General features: G+C 69.1%; 15 protein-coding genes. 4 read left to right on the forward strand and 11 right to left on the reverse strand.

Features of this window, described 5'->3' with window-relative positions; all coding sequences use genetic code 11:
* Positions 1-6: 6 nt before the first annotated feature.
* Genes ABN028_RS09755 through ABN028_RS09765 form a run of 3 tightly spaced genes read left to right on the forward strand, consistent with a single transcriptional unit; the run spans position 7 to position 1,786 of the window.
* The gene (locus ABN028_RS09755) at positions 7-219 is read left to right on the forward strand and encodes a hypothetical protein (protein WP_349331917.1); all 213 of its coding nucleotides are present in this window, start codon (positions 7-9) and stop codon (positions 217-219) included.
* Positions 216-989 (forward strand): MBL fold metallo-hydrolase, encoded by a 774-nt coding sequence (locus ABN028_RS09760; protein ID WP_349696367.1) that lies wholly within the window; start codon positions 216-218, stop codon positions 987-989. The genes ABN028_RS09755 and ABN028_RS09760 overlap by 4 nt, the downstream gene beginning before the upstream one ends.
* Positions 986-1,786 (forward strand): SDR family NAD(P)-dependent oxidoreductase, encoded by an 801-nt coding sequence (locus ABN028_RS09765; protein ID WP_349696368.1) that lies wholly within the window; start codon positions 986-988, stop codon positions 1,784-1,786. Before ABN028_RS09760 ends, ABN028_RS09765 begins: the two co-directional genes overlap by 4 nt.
* Positions 1,787-1,859: 73 nt before the next feature.
* Here ABN028_RS09765 and ABN028_RS09770 read toward each other — a convergent pair whose 3' ends face one another.
* From ABN028_RS09770 to mca, 8 genes are all read right to left on the reverse strand, one after another.
* Positions 1,860-4,205 carry a penicillin acylase family protein gene (locus ABN028_RS09770; RefSeq protein ID WP_349696369.1) on the reverse strand — a complete coding sequence of 782 codons (2,346 nt, stop codon included), beginning with the start codon at positions 4,203-4,205 and terminating at the stop codon, positions 1,860-1,862.
* Between the two features lie 5 nt (positions 4,206-4,210).
* Entirely contained in the window at positions 4,211-4,879 is a 669-nt protein-coding gene (locus ABN028_RS09775) for a maleylpyruvate isomerase N-terminal domain-containing protein (protein WP_349331912.1), read from the reverse strand.
* 246 nt (positions 4,880-5,125) lie between these two features.
* Positions 5,126-6,109: a CapA family protein gene (locus ABN028_RS09780; protein WP_349696370.1), complete on the reverse strand. Its 984-nt coding sequence runs from the start codon at positions 6,107-6,109 to the stop codon at positions 5,126-5,128.
* Positions 6,110-6,402: 293 nt separating this feature from the next.
* Positions 6,403-8,343: a penicillin-binding transpeptidase domain-containing protein gene (locus ABN028_RS09785; protein WP_349696371.1), complete on the reverse strand. Its 1,941-nt coding sequence runs from the start codon at positions 8,341-8,343 to the stop codon at positions 6,403-6,405.
* A gap of 110 nt (positions 8,344-8,453) precedes the next feature.
* Positions 8,454-9,128 (reverse strand): uracil-DNA glycosylase, encoded by a 675-nt coding sequence (locus ABN028_RS09790; RefSeq protein WP_349696372.1) that lies wholly within the window; start codon positions 9,126-9,128, stop codon positions 8,454-8,456.
* 107 nt (positions 9,129-9,235) lie between these two features.
* Entirely contained in the window at positions 9,236-10,672 is a 1,437-nt protein-coding gene (locus ABN028_RS09795; protein ID WP_349696373.1) for an MFS transporter, read from the reverse strand.
* 69 nt (positions 10,673-10,741) lie between these two features.
* Positions 10,742-11,083 (reverse strand): hypothetical protein, encoded by a 342-nt coding sequence (locus tag ABN028_RS09800; protein WP_349331907.1) that lies wholly within the window; start codon positions 11,081-11,083, stop codon positions 10,742-10,744.
* Positions 11,084-11,261: 178 nt separating this feature from the next.
* Positions 11,262-12,203 (reverse strand): mycothiol conjugate amidase Mca, encoded by a 942-nt coding sequence (gene mca, locus ABN028_RS09805; RefSeq protein ID WP_502879175.1) that lies wholly within the window; start codon positions 12,201-12,203, stop codon positions 11,262-11,264.
* A 354-nt stretch (positions 12,204-12,557) separates the two neighbouring features.
* Here mca and greA point away from each other — a divergent pair, with 354 nt between their 5' ends.
* Positions 12,558-13,067 carry a transcription elongation factor GreA gene (greA, locus tag ABN028_RS09810; protein ID WP_349325361.1) on the forward strand — a complete coding sequence of 170 codons (510 nt, stop codon included), beginning with the start codon at positions 12,558-12,560 and terminating at the stop codon, positions 13,065-13,067.
* Positions 13,068-13,387: 320 nt separating this feature from the next.
* On the opposite strand, the gene ABN028_RS09815 is transcribed toward greA, so the two are convergent.
* From ABN028_RS09815 to ilvA, 3 genes are all read right to left on the reverse strand, one after another.
* Positions 13,388-13,828: a DUF2089 domain-containing protein gene (locus tag ABN028_RS09815; protein ID WP_349696374.1), complete on the reverse strand. Its 441-nt coding sequence runs from the start codon at positions 13,826-13,828 to the stop codon at positions 13,388-13,390.
* Positions 13,825-14,982 (reverse strand): prolipoprotein diacylglyceryl transferase, encoded by a 1,158-nt coding sequence (locus ABN028_RS09820; RefSeq protein ID WP_349325363.1) that lies wholly within the window; start codon positions 14,980-14,982, stop codon positions 13,825-13,827. Before ABN028_RS09820 ends, ABN028_RS09815 begins: the two co-directional genes overlap by 4 nt.
* A gap of 66 nt (positions 14,983-15,048) precedes the next feature.
* Positions 15,049-16,272 carry a threonine ammonia-lyase gene (gene ilvA, locus ABN028_RS09825; protein ID WP_349325364.1) on the reverse strand — a complete coding sequence of 408 codons (1,224 nt, stop codon included), beginning with the start codon at positions 16,270-16,272 and terminating at the stop codon, positions 15,049-15,051.
* Between the last annotated feature and the right edge of the window lie 141 nt (positions 16,273-16,413).

The raw sequence follows: 16,413 nt of genomic DNA on the forward strand, positions 1-16,413 counted from the left end.
ATGATCATGAACGTGATCATGTCGCTGATCATGTCGCTGATCATGAGGACCGCCCTGATCGTGATCATGACGGCGATCGGGTTCGTGATCATGACGGTGGCCGGGACCATGGTCGTGACGGGAATCGTGATCCTGACGGTGATCACGAACGTGATCATGAACGCAGAAGCAGCCGGTGGTCGCAGGCGAACGCAACGAGGAGTGGTGAGCGTCCGATGAGTACGTACAGCGTCCAGGTGCTCCCCGTGGGTCGAGGCGACATCCCGGGCCCAGAGCTGTTCTGGATGAGCGACTGGGACCAGTGGCACACCCTGCTGTTCCAGGCGGTCCTCATCCGCGGTGACGGTGTGACCGCTCTCGTCAACACCGGCCCCGCCCGGGACCTCGGTCCGATGAACGCGCACTGGGCCACGGTGCTGGGCGAGCGGGCGATGATGCGCCGGGAGCCCGACGAGTTCATCGTCGACCAGCTCGCCAAGCATGGCGTCACTCCCGAGGACGTCACGCACGTCGTACTGACGCCGCTGCAGCTCTACACGGTCAGCAACGTGGCATTGTTCAGCAGGGCGCAGATCTGCATCGCCGAACGTGGCTGGGTGCATTTCCACACCACACACGCGCATCCACACGACAATCGGGCCACGTCCCTGCCGGAAGACATCCTTGTGCACCTGGTGACCGAGGCGTGGCCGCGGGTACGCCTGCTCGCCGACGAGGACGAACTCGCTCCCGGCCTGCGTACCTGGTGGTCAGGCGTCCACCACCGCGCATCTGTGGTCGTCGAGGTCGACACACCGGCCGGGGTCGCCGCGATCTCCGACAGCTATTTCGTCCGCGAGAATGTCGAGAAGAACATTCCAATCGGAATCAACGAGAACATGTACGAGGCGATCTCGACCTATTCCAGGGTCCGCGAGAACGCCGATCTCGTCGTACCGCTTTACGATCTCGGAAATCTCGAACGCTTCCCGGGCGGGAGGGTGGCATGAGCACTCCGGACGCGGCGACGGTGGCGGCAGGCGAAGCGACCCGTCCGCGCCAGGTTCTCGTCACCGGATCCGCGCGCGGGATCGGGCGCGCGACGGCCGCCCGGTTCGGCGCCGAGGGTGCCAGGGTGGCGGTCAACTATCCCCCCGGAGAGCTTTCCTACGCGCAGGAAACGGGCCAACTCGTCGAGAACGCCGGTGGCGCTGCGCTGCTCGTGGAAGCTGACGTCGCCGACCCGGACGCGGTGCGGGCGATGGCCGAGACGGTGCACGCGGAATGGGGACCACTCGACGTCCTGGTCAACAACGCGGGAATCTGCCCGTTCGCGGACTTCTTCGACATCGACCTGGAGTTGTGGGACCGGGTCCAGCACGTCAACCTGCGCGGCGTTTTCCTGGTGACCCAGGCCTTCACCAAGGCGATGGTCGAGGCCGGACGCGGCGGTCGGGTGATCTCGGTGTCCTCGATCTCTGCCTGGGTGGGCGGTTCACGGCAGGTGCACTACTGCGCGACGAAGGCGGGGATCAGTTCGTTGATGAAGAGTCTCGCGATCGTGCTCGGGCCGCATGGGATCACCTGCAACGCGATATTGCCGGGCGCGATCGCGACCGACATCAACCGTGCCGACTGGACGAACACCGCGAAGGTCGACTACCTGGGGTCCCGCATTCCGGTCGGCCGGATCGGCGAGCCGGCCGATATCGCGGGAATGATCTGGCTGCTGTCCCAGCCGGAGTCGGCGTACATGAACGGCGCGGAGATCCTCGTCGACGGCGGGATGCTGGTGAACCTGCAGTAGGAGGCCCGCCGCTCTCTCGTGATGCAGCAAGGGGGCGCCGCCGATGCGGCAAGGGCGCGCCGCCCTCTCATGATCACGGGGGGTCGGCCGCAGGCTGCAGGTGGAGGCGTACGGACGTGCGGGCTTCGATGGCGGCACGGCTGTAGAGGAGGGGTACGTAGTCGCCGCGTCGCCAGGTCTCCGCGAGGTCGCGGTAGTGCGGACTGCGTGGATCGCCGGACTGTCCGGGTGTGTTGATGGCCATCGAGTTGTCCCAGGCGCCGACGTCGAGCACCATCCGGAACGACGCACCGATCGTTTGTACGAGGTCGGGCGAGTAGTACGGGCCCGCGTTGACGGTGGTGCCCGACCCACCGACGGGCATCGGACCGACGTCCAGGCTGGGATCGAGGTGACCGAGCGGGTGGCGCTGCCGGTTGACGTGCAGATCACCCCAGGCCCAGCGCGACGGGTCAGGTCCCAGCAGCTGCACGAGTTCGGCGTAGGCGTCGCGCAACGTCGACGTCAACAGGAGGTCGCGTCGTTCCGTCGCCTCGGCTCCCCAAGCTCCCCACCATCGCGCCGGATCGCGGAGGGCCTCGCGCAGCCCGTGCGGATCGACGTCGTCCACCACGTCCTGCGCACCAGGAGGGAGGACGGCGCGGACGAAGCCCGGCATGAGGTGCCGGGAGACCCACACCTCGTACAACGCGGCGGCTGCCGAGTCGGCCGACTCGACGGCGTCCCAGTCGCGGAGGAGTCGGACCGCGGCCGTGACCTGTGGGTCGTCGTCGACCCGGATCTTGTCGAGCAGATCCGTCACCTCACGCGCGGCAATCGAAAGCTGGTCGACCTGCAGCTGCATGGAGTCGCTGAGCGCGTGCGCGGGCTGGGACGCGAGAACTTCGACAATCCGCTGGTGCCGGGCCGGGTCGGGCCACTCGTAGCTGGGTACGCGATCGGCCGGCTGGTCGTCAGACAGGTTGAACTGGTTCGCCGTCGCCACGAACCCTTCTGGCGGATCGACGATCTGCGGAAGATCTTCGGCGGGAAGGAAACCGTCCCATTCGTACCGTCCGTCGCCTGGCACCGGCAACAGCCCGTCCCATCCCCGCCTTCGCGGCACCAGCCCTGCGGCCGTCCACCCGATGCTGCCCGCGACGTCGGCGTACACGTGGTTCTCGCCCGGACTCCCCCACCCCGCCAGCGCCGCGCGGAACTCCTCGGCGTCGGCGGCGCGGAGACAGGCGAGACTGCCGACGTAGGCCGCCGTTCCCGGTTCGAACCAGGTCGAACGAACGGCATAGGCCTTGTGCTGCTCGGCATCGACGTAGATCACCGGGCCGTGCCGGGTGAACGCAAGGTCGGCTTGACGGGGCGATTCTCCCTTGACAGCGAGGGTTTCCCGCACGATCCGCAGCCGTTCCCAGTCGCCGGCATACCGGTAGCGCGTCGGGTCGGCCGGGTCCAGCTCATAGACGTAGAGGTCCTGCGTGTCGATGGGAAAGATCGTGAACCCGAACGCCACCTTGCCGTTGTGGCCGAGCGTCACGCCCGGAAGCGCTGGCTCACCGGCACCGATGACGTCCAGTCCTGGTGCCGACACGTGGGCGATGTAGCGCAGCGACGGCGTCGCGTAGGACCGGTGCGGGTCACTCGCCAGGATCGGCCGACCTGTCGTCGTGCGCGTGCCCGCCACGACCCAGTTGTTGCTCCCCTCGCCGGAGGCGTGGTGCCCGCGCCCTGCGGAACGACTGTCCGGCGCGTACTCCCCGAGCGTGCCCTCGCCCAGCGGGTCGCGCGGGTCGTCGGCGAACACCAGGGGCTGGGTCGCGAGCTCGAAGACCCGCAGCAGGTCATCGGGGAGGTGCAGGTCGAGGCCCTCAGCAAGGTGCGGTTGACACCTCGGTTTCAGGTGCTGGCGCACGACATCGGCGGCGATTCCCAGGCTGCTGCCGGTGTCGGAGCGTGCCACCTCCTGCAGCAGGTTGTGCGCGATCCCATGGCTGCGGATACGGACGACGTCCTCGGGCCGCCAGCGATCGGGCCGATGTCCCAGCATCGCGAACTCCGGCGGCATCGCGTCAGGATTTTCTTCCACGTAGCCGATGTAGGCGTTGATGCCCGCGGTGAACCGTCTCGCAATGCGTTCGGCGTCGGGACCGTACGCCGCCCACTCGCGGGCCATGTCGCCGCGGTAGAGGAAGAGCCGCGCCGCCCGGTCGCGTTCGACATAGTCCGGCCCGAACGCCTCCGCCAGCAGGCCGAGGCCGCGCCGCCGCCACAGGTCGATCTGGAACAGCCGGTCGCGGGCGGCGTTGAACCCCTGGACGAAGAACGCGTCGTCGGCGGATTCGGCATACAGGTGCGGGATCCCCCATTCGTCGATGAGGATCTCCGCCGGCTGGACGAGGCCTGGGACCTGGATCGTCTGGGTCATGAGCGTCATGAGAGCAGCGGCCACCGATCAGCGCACGCGCCGAGGGCGGCGCGGTCCTCGCGGTCGAGCCCCCGGCGGCCGGTCGCGCGTTCGAACAGGGCCTGGTCGCTCCAGTGGGTCGGCGGTTCGGCACCCAGCAGAGACACGAATACCGGCCGCATGACCGCGAGCGCGCGACCGGTCGTCCACGGCTCGACTCCGAGGCTGAGCGCGAGATCGAGACCGTGGGCGGCGTGCGAGATCACCCGCGTGACGATGTAGTCGTCCAGCCGTGAGGTGCCGACCGACAAGGTAACCAGGCCGGACAGGTCCCGCTCCGACCAGTCGCGCCAGGCCGTACGCCAGCGCTCGGCCAGCAGCCTGCCGGCGGCGGCACCGTCGGCGATCTCGGCGGCGGTCTCGACGGCCCGGGCGGCGATCCCGCCGTGGTAGTCCGGGCGCGTGCGGTCGGGACGCCGGTAGTAGTCGGCGGGTTCGGTGATGTCCGGCGTGGACGAGTCCGCCACCCGGAGCGGATACGGCGGGAGGACCACTGCGATGTGGACGATCAGCTCCTTGACGTCCCACGGCGGGCAGTTGGTCGGACGGCGGAAGTCGTCGGCGCTCAGCTTCTCGACCACGCTGTCGAGCGCCTCCGCCTCGTCACGGAACGCTTCCAGGACTTCGTCGGTCACGCGTCCGATCCTCTCGCCCACGTCAATCGCTTTCCAGGCTGCAGCTGCGGTATCTCAGCGAGCGGGACCTCCCTCATCCGCACCGGCGGCGCGACACCGGGGTGGAGGTCGACGTCGTGGACGAGGGGCATCGAGGCGTCCTCCCAGACCCGCCGCGCGCCCACGAGTGCGGAAGACCTGCAACGGGCGCCGTTGTTGGCCGGCCAGCCTGACTGGCACACGACCAGGGTCCCGAGCGGCCCGGCCTCAAGGCCGAGGGCGGTCGAGCACGAGTTGGTCCTTCTCGTCGCGGATCTCCCACTCACTCCCGAGGGCCGCACAGGCCGCCACGAAACGCCGCGTGATCCAGGCGTACTCCTCCTCAGACGCCAGCCGCGTGAAGCAGAAGTCCAGCCCGAGCGGCACGATCCGCATCCGCTGCGGACCGTCCCCGTCGAGCGTCAGCAGTACCAGGATCCCAAGGTCGTTTCGGAGGTACGGATCGACCCGGTAGTCGTCGACGAAGTCGCCCAGGTCGTAGGCGACCGGCCCCGCGACACCGTGGAAGACATGCGCCGAATGGCCGGCCACGAACGTGGCACCGGCCGCCAGCAACGCCCCGGCCGCCTCGCGCACATAGCTCAACGGCTCCGACGCCATGTTCGGTCCCCAGTGCGGAGAGACCAGTACCGCGTCGACACCGGCAGCACGATGCTGCGCGCCGACGTTCCTCGCCAGCCACGCGGGAACACCCTCGCGCAGGTCGGCGAACGCCACCCCGGCGCGGCCAGAACCCGCGGCGTAGTCAGCGGGATGATCGGTGACGCCGACCACCGCGAGGCGTGCTCCAGCAGCATCGAGGACCACAGGTTCACGCGCCTCGTCCTCCGTCGCGCCCGCACCGACGCTTGCGATGCCAGCCGCAGCCAGCAACGACCGGGTGTCAAGAAGGGCTTGCTTCCCGAAGTCCAGTGCATGGTTGTTGGCCAGGGTCGCGCAGTCGACACCCAACCAGGCAAGCGTTTCCGCCGCCACCGGTGGCGCCCGGAAGAAGAACGGCTTGCCTGGGGCGGGCCACGGCTCACCACGGTCCGAGACGCAGCACTCGAGGTTCGCGACGCACACGTCGGCGGTCCGGACAACCTCACGGATCTCCGGAGCGAACACCGAGGCCGGACCGAACTCCCGCAGGCGTTCGGCCACGCCTCGACCGAGCATCGTGTCACCGGCGAGAGCCACCGTGATCGCCATGTTCGTAGGTCCCTCCTGCCCATCCGGCGGAGGAACGCAGACAACAGTCGCGGCGGCCACGCGTTGATCACGTCGTCCGGCGTGACGGCACAGGTACCGCGTAACGTCCGCGCACACGCCCCGACCGGCCAGTACCTTCGAGTCTATGGCCTGTCTGGCGACGCCGGACCGATCAGCTGAGCGGCGTACCGCGCGGTGCCTCCCGCATGAACGACCACAGGCGAGGCGTTGATCATGAAGCCTCCCGGAGTCCTCCCCCAGGAGTCTTCATGATCAGGGACATGAGGCCCGCCTCACTGGACGAAGCGGGACTCCTGAAGGAACGACTGCGCCACCGGCCCCGCATCGCGACCGCCCCCGCCGCCGTCCTCGACGACGACCGCGAACGCGATGTCGCCGCGGAAGCCGATCATCCACGCGTGCGTACGCGGCGGGCTCTCGTTGCCGTACTCGGCCGTCCCGGTCTTCGCATGCACGGGCTCGCCGATCAGGTCCAGACTCCGAGCCGACCCGGACTCGACCACTCTCCGCATCAGTTCGCGGAGGTTCGTCCGCAACCCAGTCGGCAGCTTCTCACCCACCGGCCCACCGGGCTTCACTTTCGGCACCAGCACTGGCGCACGCGGCTGGCCGGAGTCGACCGCCGCCGCCACGAGCGCCATGCCCAACGGGCTCATCAGGACCCGCCCCTGCCCGATCATGGTGGCCGCCCGGTCAACCAGGTCCTTCGGCGCCGGCACCGAACCGGAGTACGCCGGCAGGCCGAGATCCCATTCCGCGCCGATCCCGAACCGCTGCGCCATCGCTACGAGGTCGCCGTCGGCGAGGTTCTCCGCCCGGTTGACGACCGTGGTGTTGCATGAGAACGCGAACGCGTTCCACGTCGGTCCGTTCGGCAAGCTCATGTTGTGCGCGTTCTTGAACCGCTTCCCGCCCACGTTGGTCTCCGCCGGGCACTCCACCGACTCGACCATGCTGAGGCCGTTCTCGAGGAGAGCCGCGACCGAGACGACCTTGAACGTCGAGCCCGGCGGATACTCCCCGACGAACGCGCGGTTGTACGACGTCACGCCAGGACCGTTGGCGGCGGCGAGGATCTCACCGGTACTCGCCCGGACGGCCACGATGGAGGTCGGCTTCTCCTGCGCCTCGACGACGTGCTCGGCGGCCTCCTGCGCGAACGGGTCGAGAGTGGTAAGCAGCGCCTTGCCGGGCCGCGGCTCCAGCGTGTAGACCTCGTGCAACTTCTTGCCGTTGCGTACGTCCACCACGTCGATCGAACCACCGGGCCGTCCGGCGAGCTGCTCCTCGAACGCGCGCTGCAGCCCGCTGACCCCCACCGGGTCACCGATCACCGCCAGTGGTCCCGCGTCCTTCAGCATCTTGTCGGTCGCGGGTGACATCACGCCAAGGACGCCGCGCGCGTAGGACGACGTGGGCGCCAGCGACATCGTGGCCTTCCTCGTCGTGACGCCGGGGATCTCGTCGAGCACGTAGGAGAGTTCGTCGTAGGCCTGCTCACGGAGGGCGAGGACGTCGACGAACTGCTTCGGTGACGCGGCATCGGCGCGCTTGCGCAGGTCGGCCGCGTCGATGCCGAGGTTCCGGCCGAGTTCGTAGTAGGTCATGTCCGGCTTCGCCTTGCCGGGAAGCACGCCGACCCGGACGACCGGTCGTTCCTCGGTCAGTGGTTCACCGTTGCGGTCGAGGATCGACGCGCGGGGTGGCAGAGCCCGATGCCGCTCCAGCCTCGTCGTACCGGTGAGCTTCGGGTGGAACGTCTCTGGTGTCCACCACACGGCCCAGCCGCCCTCGGTGTTCTCGCGTACCTCCGCCGTGGTCGTGTAGCGCCACCGGCCCAGGCCGGCGAGTTCGTGGGTCACGGCGAGGTTCTGCCGGCAGACGCCACGGCCGGCGTTGATCGACTCCGCCTGGTCGTCGTCGAGGCAGGCCAACTTCCCCTTGGGTGTCACGGCCGTCGTCGTGATGGTGAGCGACTCGTTCAGGTCGCGGACCGTGGTGGCGGCGGTGCGCGCGGTGTGCGGGTCGACCGCCTGCGCCGCCTTCCCGCGCGACCACTCGGTGGCGAACCCGCTGACCGCGTCGCGTGCCTCGCGCGGCGGTATGTCGGGACCGCCGCAACCGAGCAGGACGACGGGAACGAGCACGACGCCGGCGGCAGCGACTGCCGGCCAGCGGCCACGGCTCCGGTACGGGACGCGCTTGACGTGCATGGTTCCCCCCACTTGCCTGGATCGAGCTCACTCGAGATCCCGCAAAGGAGTACAGCACACGAAAGGGCAAAATGCCGGCCGGAGCCGGTCAACCGTTCCGAACCCAGGGCCTACAGGGACCAGTCGACCGGCTCCCCGCCCTGGTCGGCCAGCAGGGTGTTGGCCCGGCTGAACGGGCGCGACCCGAAGAACCCCCGGTCCGCCGACATCGGGCTGGGATGGGCGGTCTCGATGCGTGGCACCGACCCGAGCAGCGGCCGAAGGCCCTGGGCGTCACGCCCCCACAGGATCGCCACCAGCGGGGTACCGCGCGCGACCAACGCGCGGATGGCCTGGTCGGTGACCTCTTCCCAGCCCTTGCCACGATGGGACGCCGGCCGGCCGGGCTCCACGGTCAGGGAGCGGTTGAGCAGCAGGATGCCGCGTTCGGACCAGGGCGTGAGGTCGCCGTTGGCGGGCAACGCGTGGCCGAGGTCAGCGGCGTACTCCCGGTAGATGTTCTGCAGGCTGCGCGGGATCGGCCGGACGTCGGGCGCCACCGAGAAGCTCAGCCCGACAGGATGGCCGGGCGTCGGATAGGGGTCCTGGCCGACGATGAGGACGCGAACGTCGGCGAACGGCTGATGGAAGGCGCGCAGAACATTGGCGCCCGCGGGAAGGTACGCCCGACCGGCAGCGATCTCCTCCCGTAGGAAGTCACCCATCGCGCTGATCCGCTTCGCGACCGGCTGGAGGGCAGCGGCCCAGCCGGCTTCGACCACCTCCTCCAACGAGGGACGCGCCACGCCCGCCGGTGACCCAGTGCCCGCCGACGTCGCGGAAGCTGCCGGCGTTGCCGAGGCGGTGTCCGTGGAAGTCGTCGCCGTCGCTGATGGTGCCCGGTTGGTCACGCCTACCTCCGGATCGAGTCCCCGTTGATCGATGGACCGGCGTTCGATGGCTCGCCGATCGAGGTCTCAGTGATCGAACGCTCGGTGATCGGGCCCGCCATGCTAGCGCCTACCGCGGCAGGCACCGCCGCAGCTGTGCGGCGTGCCTTCGCCAACGCGCGACCGCCGAGCAACAGGCCGACCACCGGACCGGCGACGAGGTATCCCGCGCCCTGCCAGATCAGCATCGCCATGGCCCCGAGGTCGTCACCGAACGCGCCACCGAGCGCGGCACCGAGCATCATCGCGAGACCCATCGAGGTACCCATGACCGCGAACACGCGTCCGCGGAACTCGTCCGGTGCCGCTCCCTGGATCTGCGCGGTGACGGTCGAGCTGACCAGGACCGCTGGAACGCCGACCAGGATCAGCAGCACCATCGCCGGCCAGAACGCCGACCAGGCGAGTGGATAGGCGAAGAGCACCACGTCGATGACACCGAACACGGCCGCGCCGACGGTGAGCAACCGGATCGGCGAGAAGCGCGTGAACCAGCCGGCCACCACTCCCCCGACGATGCCGCCGACCGCCTGTGCCGACATCAGCCAGCCCACCTCGGTGACGCCGCCGTGCAACCCTTCCTTGACGTACACAGCGAAGAGGGCACCCATGAGACCTTCGCCGACCGACGTCACCGTGAACGTCGCGATGAGCACGACCAGCACCCGCGAACGCGCGATGAACGCCACGCCATCGACCAGCTCCGTTCCGATCCTGGCGTACGACCGAAGGAACCGCCGATCGCTCGGCGTCTCCGTCGCGACGTCCCCCGCGAGCCGGTCCATCCCGGCGGCCGCGTACGTGCCGCGGACGCAGGCCAGCAGGAGGGCCGCCACCACGAATGTCGCGGCATCGACGTACGCCACGGCGGTGAGTCCAGCCCATGCGGCGACCAGCCCACCGAGGGCGGGCCCCACCAGCCGGGCGAGGTTGTTGTTGACGGCGTTGAGCGAGTTGGCCGCGATCAGGTCCTTGGCGTCGACGAGCAACGGGAGAAGTGCCGACTCCGCGGGCTGGACGAACTGGGCCAAAGTCCCGACGGCGAACGTGACGGCGTAGCAGACCCAGACCGTGCCTGGACCGTCGATCACCGCCAGCGGAAGCACCGCGAGGGCCTGCCCGAGCGATGCCACGAGCATCACCCTGCGGCGGTCCCATCGGTCGACGAAGACCCCTGCCACCCCGCCGAAGAAGAGTGTCGGAAGGACGCCCGCGATGGCGACGCCACTGGTCGCCGCCACCGATCCGGTGCTCTCGAGCACCAGCATCGGCAACGCGATCTTGAGTGCCCAGTCACCAGACATCGAGATGAGTCCGGCGCACCAGACCAGCAGGAAGCTCTTCCTCCGTAGGGGCCGAAACGATGCTGCCCACCATTGCTGTCGCCGTTGCGTCGTCATGACGTCATAGTGACGTCATAGCGGGGTCACGTCAAGGTCATGTGGCGTCGCGAGGTCCCTCGGACGGCGTCAGCGATCGGCGGTACCCGTGGACTCCTGCGAATCCTCGGCCGTGCCCTCTGCGGCCGTGGGCTCTGCGCCGTGGCCGCCGCCTCCCTGGTCGGACGTGTCGGCGCCGGACGCGGGAGACCCGTCCGGGAGCGCCGAAGACGTCGGCGCACCTCGACCGCTCCGACCTGGGCGTTCCTCGAACTTGACCCTGCGAAGCTGCTTGTTCATGTTGCGCCAGAGCAGGAAGGTCGCCACACCAATCGACACGATCACGACGAAGCCGAGCAGGCCCGGCCCGACCCACTGGCTCGGATCACGTGGCGCAGCGGCCAGGACTCCGAGCGGCTGAACGGACAGCATGGGTTGTGTTGATCCTTCCCGGTCGTGGAACAGGAACATCCCTGACACCATCGTGTACCTCGCTGCCGGAGCCCTCACCAGCAGCCGCCGACGCAGGTCCCGGTCTCCTGCGCCCAGGGCGTGTCTCCGCCCTAGGGGGTGTCTGATGGATCACGATCGATCAGACACCCCCTAGGCCCTAGTCAGATGCACCGCACGGCTCGGCCGCACCCCGACCGTCGGCGCCGCCGGTCGAGGCCACCGGCGTCCGTATTCCCGCGAAGAGGTCGTCCTCTGGCACCGGCGACTCGACGAGGCTGCGGGCCAGCTCGAAGTCCTCGGTGGGCCAGGCGGCGACGTGCGCCTCGTGCGGGCAGGCGAACCATGCCCCGTTCGGGTCGATCTGCGTGGCATGGGCGAGCAACGCCTTGTCGCGTACGGCGAAGTAGTCACCGCACGGCACTCGCGTCGTGACCCGGGCGGCGTGTGCGGGGTCGGGCTTCCAGTCCTTGAGCCGGTCGGCATAAGGGGATTCCAGGCCGCGCCGCACCATCTCGTCGTGCAGCGCCTTCGTACGCTCGCGGTGGAACGAGTGGTGGTAGTACAGCTTCAGCGGCTGCCAGGGGTCGCCTGCCTCGGGATAGGCGTCCGGGTCCCCGGCCGCCTCCCAGGCCGCGATGGTGACCTTGTGACACATGATGTGGTCCGGGTGCGGGTATCCGCCGTTCTCGTCGTACGTCGTCACGACGTGCGGCTTGAACTCGCGCATCGCCTTCACCAGCGGGGCGGCCGCGTCCTCCAGAGGCGTCGCCGCGAAGCAATCGTCCGGCAACGGCTCCGGATTGTCGCGGTCGGGAAAACCCGAGTCGACGAAACCCAGCCACGCCTGGTCGATCCCGAGGATCTCGCGCGCCCGGTCCATCTCCTGGCGGCGGATGTCGGCGAGGTTGGCGAGGACCTCCGGGCGGTCCATCGCAGGATTGAGGATCGAGCCGCGTTCGCCGCCAGTGCAGGTCACCACGAGGACCTCGACGCCTTCCGCGACGTACCGTGCGGTGCTGGCGGCACCCTTGCTCGACTCGTCGTCGGGATGGGCGTGGACATGCATGAGCCGCAACTCGTCGGGTGCTGTCGATGGCACCGTGGTCTTCTCCTCCGTCTGGTGGCCACGTGCGGGCCAGCGGTGGCGAACCGGTGGGCGAGGCCCACGGGTGGGCCGCGGGTTGGGGCCCACGGGTGGGGCCGCGGATCACCTGGTGGACCCGCGAGTCACACTGGGTCTGGCAGCGGACGCGCCGGCACCATGGTCGCCGACGCCACCGACGACACGGACACCGCCCTTGGTCAACGGCGCGCCCAGAATGGCCGGATGGGTTCGGCGTTGTTAGCCTCATAGGTCAGTCCGCACTCTTCCGGACACGCACTGACAACATCCGCGGGATATCCCGGCATTCCGGGATGCCGATATGTCCCCACGATCGAGGAGCGACAGACCGTGACGCAGTCGACCGACGAGAACGTCATCTGGCTCACCCAAGAGGCCTACGACCGTCTCAGGGCGGAGCTCGACCATCTCACGGGCACTGTGCGAGCGGAACTCTCCCGCAAGATCGGCGAGGCCCGCGACGAGGGCGACCTGCGCGAAAACGGTGGATACCACGCCGCCAAGGAGGAACAGGGCAAGACCGAGGCCCAGATCCGCAAGCTCCAGGACATGCTGCGCCGTGCGCGGGTCGGCAACACCCCGCCCGACGACGGGATCGTCGAGCCCGGGATGAAGGTGACGATCCGGTTCGAAGGGGACGACGACACCGAGACGTTCATCCTCGGCTCGCGTGAGCTCCTCGCCCTCGACGACTCCGTCGACCTCGAGGTCTACTCGCCACAGTCACCGCTCGGCTCCGCGATCAGCGGCAAGCGCAAGGGCGACAAGGCGACGTACAAAGCCCCCAGCGGCCGCAAGCTCGCGGTCGAGATCGTCGACGCCGTACCGTTCGGCGCCTGATCGCGTCCTTTGACGTCGTAAGACACGCCTCGCCACGCCGCCCTGGCCCGCTGCGCCTGAGCCGGCCACGCCGGAGCCTCGCGCTCCGGTCCACTGCGCCCGACTCTCGCCGCGCTCCGGTCCACTGCGCCCGAGCTTCGGCAAATGACCACGTTGAGCATGCCTGTCGACCCCGGAACAGGCGTCGGCACCTGTCCAACGACAAATGACACGCTCAACGTGGTCATTCAACGACAAATGACATGCCCAACGTGGTCATTCACCGGGTGCCGCCGCGCTGACCGGGACGACGCCGGCGCCGACCGGCCGGCCGTGGTTGATCAGCCAGCGTCGCGGAGCTGCAGCGCTGCGGTGTCGACGTCGATGTCGCCTCTCGCCAGACTGGCGAGGACCTCTTCGCGGCTGTGCCCGGCCTGAGCAGCCTCGGCGGCACCACTGGCAGCGGCCGGTGCCGGCTCCAGACCCAGCTTCGTGAGCAGGTCGGCGTACCGCTGGCGGGCCGTCGGATAGCTCACCCCAAGGTGCCGTTCGACCTCTCGCATGTTGCCGCGGGAGACCAGGAACACCTGCAACACGAAACGCTCGGCGTCGGTGAGACCGCAGAAACCGCACGATTCGAAGACGCCGGAGAGCTCGCTTCCACACGACCCGCAACCCAGCCGGGTGACCTGCAGGCCCGCGCCACAGACCGGACAGTCACGTGGTGGCCGGTACTCCGGGACCCCAGACCCGCCATGCCCGTACGCATGGGATCCCGTCACGGCGCCTCTTTCACGGTCGCCGTGCCCATTACGACCTCGAGGTTGAGTACCGCGTCACCGAGACCGACGATGTGCTCCTCGCGGTCCTTGCCCGGCGGCTCCCACTGCACCCGCCCGAGCTGGACGTCCGGACGCACCCGCACACTCGACCCAGGCAGCAACCGCAGCTGCAACGAACCCGACTCGGCCCGCAGCCGCGACCGGCCCTTGGTGATCTTGCCCTCGACCTGCGCCGATCCTGCCTGGACCAACAGGTCGATCGGGCCGTCGACGTCGCGGACCCGTGCGGACCCGGCGGTGACGCGCACCTGTTCGAGACCGGGGAGGCGTTCGGCGTTGACGCTTCCGGCGGTGACCTCGACCTCCACTGTCATGCTCGGGTTGACACGGACGGACAGCTCGCGACCGATGTCGAAGACCCGCTCCTGCACGTCGCGCAGGTTACGGCTCCGCATCAGGGTGAATCCGTCGATGGACGCGCCGAACTCTCCCTCGCTCGTGACGACCAGCGTGTCGCCTTCCTGACGTACGACATGGGGGCCGTCGACGGCCACGGTCGAGACGAACGGTTCGCCGATGATGCGCACCCGCCGCCCGACTGCGCGCACCCGGAGCCGGGTGATCGTCGCGGCGACCGGAACCGCCGTCTCACCTGCGTCCTCACGGCCGGCGTCGGTTGCCTCTGTCGCGCCCGCGTCGCCCGCGGGTGTAGCGGCGTCGCCGGGCTCCCGGGCGGCATCGATCAACGGGGCGGCCTGCTCGGGGGTCAGCTTTCCGGCGGCCACCTCGGCGAGGATGGCGCGCACCGAACCTTCGGGTGTCACACTCGTCCCGCCGCCCGCGGCTGCTCGGGCCGCGTCGCCACCCGAACGCGCTTCACCTGCTGAGCGTGCCGCCTCGTCAGCCTTGCGGCCCATCTGGTCGGCCGTACGCGCTGCCTCGTCGGCTACCCGGGCGGCCTTCTCGCCAGACCGCGCCGCCTTCTCACCGGACCGCGCCGCCTTCTCACCGGACCGCGCGGCCTTCTCACTGCGCTGGTCCGCGTCCGCCTCGGCCGGAGTGGCCGCGCCCTGGCCGGGGCGTACCTCATCGGTCGCCTCCGCCCACGGGTCGGCGGATGTGCCCTCTGGTTCGTGGGGTGTGTGCTCAGACATACCTTGATCTCACCCGCCACTACAGCAACTGTCAAGGGCGATTTTATAGATCATCAAGATCACTTACTAAAACGTGACCGGGTACCCTGCTTTGCGCAGACGGTCGAGGATCTCCTCACGATGGTGATTCCCACGCGTCTCCACCTGAAGCGCCACCTCCACCTCGCCGAGATGCAGGCTCGCCGACGTCCGCTCGTGGATGACGTCGAGCACGTTCGCCTCCGCGGCCGCGAGTTCGTTCAGCAGCGCCGCGAGGCCACCCGGTTGGTCGGGCACGCGGACCCGGATCGACAGATAGCGCCCCGCCGCCGCCATGCCATGGCGTACGACCCGCATGAGCAGCAGCGGATCGACGTTTCCGCCGGACAGGACCGCCACGACGGGCGGCTCGTACGCAGCCGGCGAATCCAGTAGGGCCGCGACTCCGGCGGCTCCCGCCGGCTCGACCAGCAGCTTGGCGCGTTCGAGCAGCAGGAGCAGGGAGCGCGACAGCGACTCCTCCGAGACGGTCACGATGTCGGAGACGTAGCGGCGTACCAGGTCGAACGGCATCACACCCGGACACCCCACCGCGATTCCGTCCGCCATCGTCGCCATGTGCGGAACCGCGACCGGATGGCCTGCCGCGAGCGAGATCGGGTACGCCGCCGCGCCCGCCGCCTGCACCCCCACCACCCGCGCCGCCGACCCGCTTCCCGCCAGCGCTGCCGCGACCCCGGCCACGAGCCCACCGCCACCGACCGGGACGAGGACCGTCGCGACATCCGGGCACTGCTCGACGATCTCCAGGCCGAGCGTTCCCTGACCGGCAACGACATCCGGATGGTCGAACGGATGAATGAGCACAGCACCCGTCTCATCCGCGAACGCCCGCGCCGCCCGCAACGCCTCGTCCACCGTGTGCCCGACGAACCGGACCTCGGCACCGTAGGAGCGGGTCGCCTCCTCCTTCGGGATCGGCGCGCCCAACGGCATGAACACCGTTGCCGCCGTGTCGAGCAGGCTCGCCGCCAGCGCGACACCCTGGCCGTGGTTGCCGGCACTCGCAGCAACCACACCCCGTGCGCGTTCGGCAGGCGCCAGCCGGGCGATGCGGACGTACGCACCACGGATCTTGAACGAACCCGCCCGCTGGAGGTTCTCGCACTTCAGCTGGACCGGCCCACCCACCCGGTCCGACAGCCAACGCGATCCTTCCATCGGCGTTGTCCGGGCGACTCCGTCCAGCGTGTGCGCCGCACGGGTGATCTCGTCATAGATTGCCGCCAGCTCGGGCGGTCCCGGAGTCATGTCCGGCAGTCTCGCACTCCGCGGCGTTGGTTCTGCGGCAGTCGGGCGAGCCGCCCTCCCTCGCCGTACCTGGGGGCGTATGACCCGAACCGCGTCGGACCGGAGTGGCGGTGTGGAAGAGGCGCGCGGTACGGGCGTACA

The sequence above is a fragment of the Actinopolymorpha sp. B17G11 genome, assembly GCF_040196095.1.
Taxonomy (GTDB): Bacteria; Actinomycetota; Actinomycetes; order Propionibacteriales; family Actinopolymorphaceae; genus Thermasporomyces.

What these genes read in the sequence shown, in the direction of transcription:
- ABN028_RS09820 (WP_349325363.1), bottom strand. Translation starts at nt 14,982, where the DNA reads ATGTCTGAGCACACACCCCACGAACCAGAGGGCACATCCGCCGACCCG.
- ABN028_RS09765 (WP_349696368.1), top strand. Translation starts at nt 986, where the DNA reads ATGAGCACTCCGGACGCGGCGACGGTGGCGGCAGGCGAAGCGACCCGT.
- ABN028_RS09780 (WP_349696370.1), bottom strand. Translation starts at nt 6,109, where the DNA reads ATGGCGATCACGGTGGCTCTCGCCGGTGACACGATGCTCGGTCGAGGC.
- ABN028_RS09800 (WP_349331907.1), bottom strand. Translation starts at nt 11,083, where the DNA reads ATGCTGTCCGTTCAGCCGCTCGGAGTCCTGGCCGCTGCGCCACGTGAT.
- ABN028_RS09760 (WP_349696367.1), top strand. Translation starts at nt 216, where the DNA reads ATGAGTACGTACAGCGTCCAGGTGCTCCCCGTGGGTCGAGGCGACATC.
- ABN028_RS09770 (WP_349696369.1), bottom strand. Translation starts at nt 4,205, where the DNA reads ATGACCCAGACGATCCAGGTCCCAGGCCTCGTCCAGCCGGCGGAGATC.
- ABN028_RS09755 (WP_349331917.1), top strand. Translation starts at nt 7, where the DNA reads ATGAACGTGATCATGTCGCTGATCATGTCGCTGATCATGAGGACCGCC.
- ilvA (WP_349325364.1), bottom strand. Translation starts at nt 16,272, where the DNA reads ATGACTCCGGGACCGCCCGAGCTGGCGGCAATCTATGACGAGATCACC.
- ABN028_RS09795 (WP_349696373.1), bottom strand. Translation starts at nt 10,672, where the DNA reads ATGACGACGCAACGGCGACAGCAATGGTGGGCAGCATCGTTTCGGCCC.
- ABN028_RS09785 (WP_349696371.1), bottom strand. Translation starts at nt 8,343, where the DNA reads ATGCACGTCAAGCGCGTCCCGTACCGGAGCCGTGGCCGCTGGCCGGCA.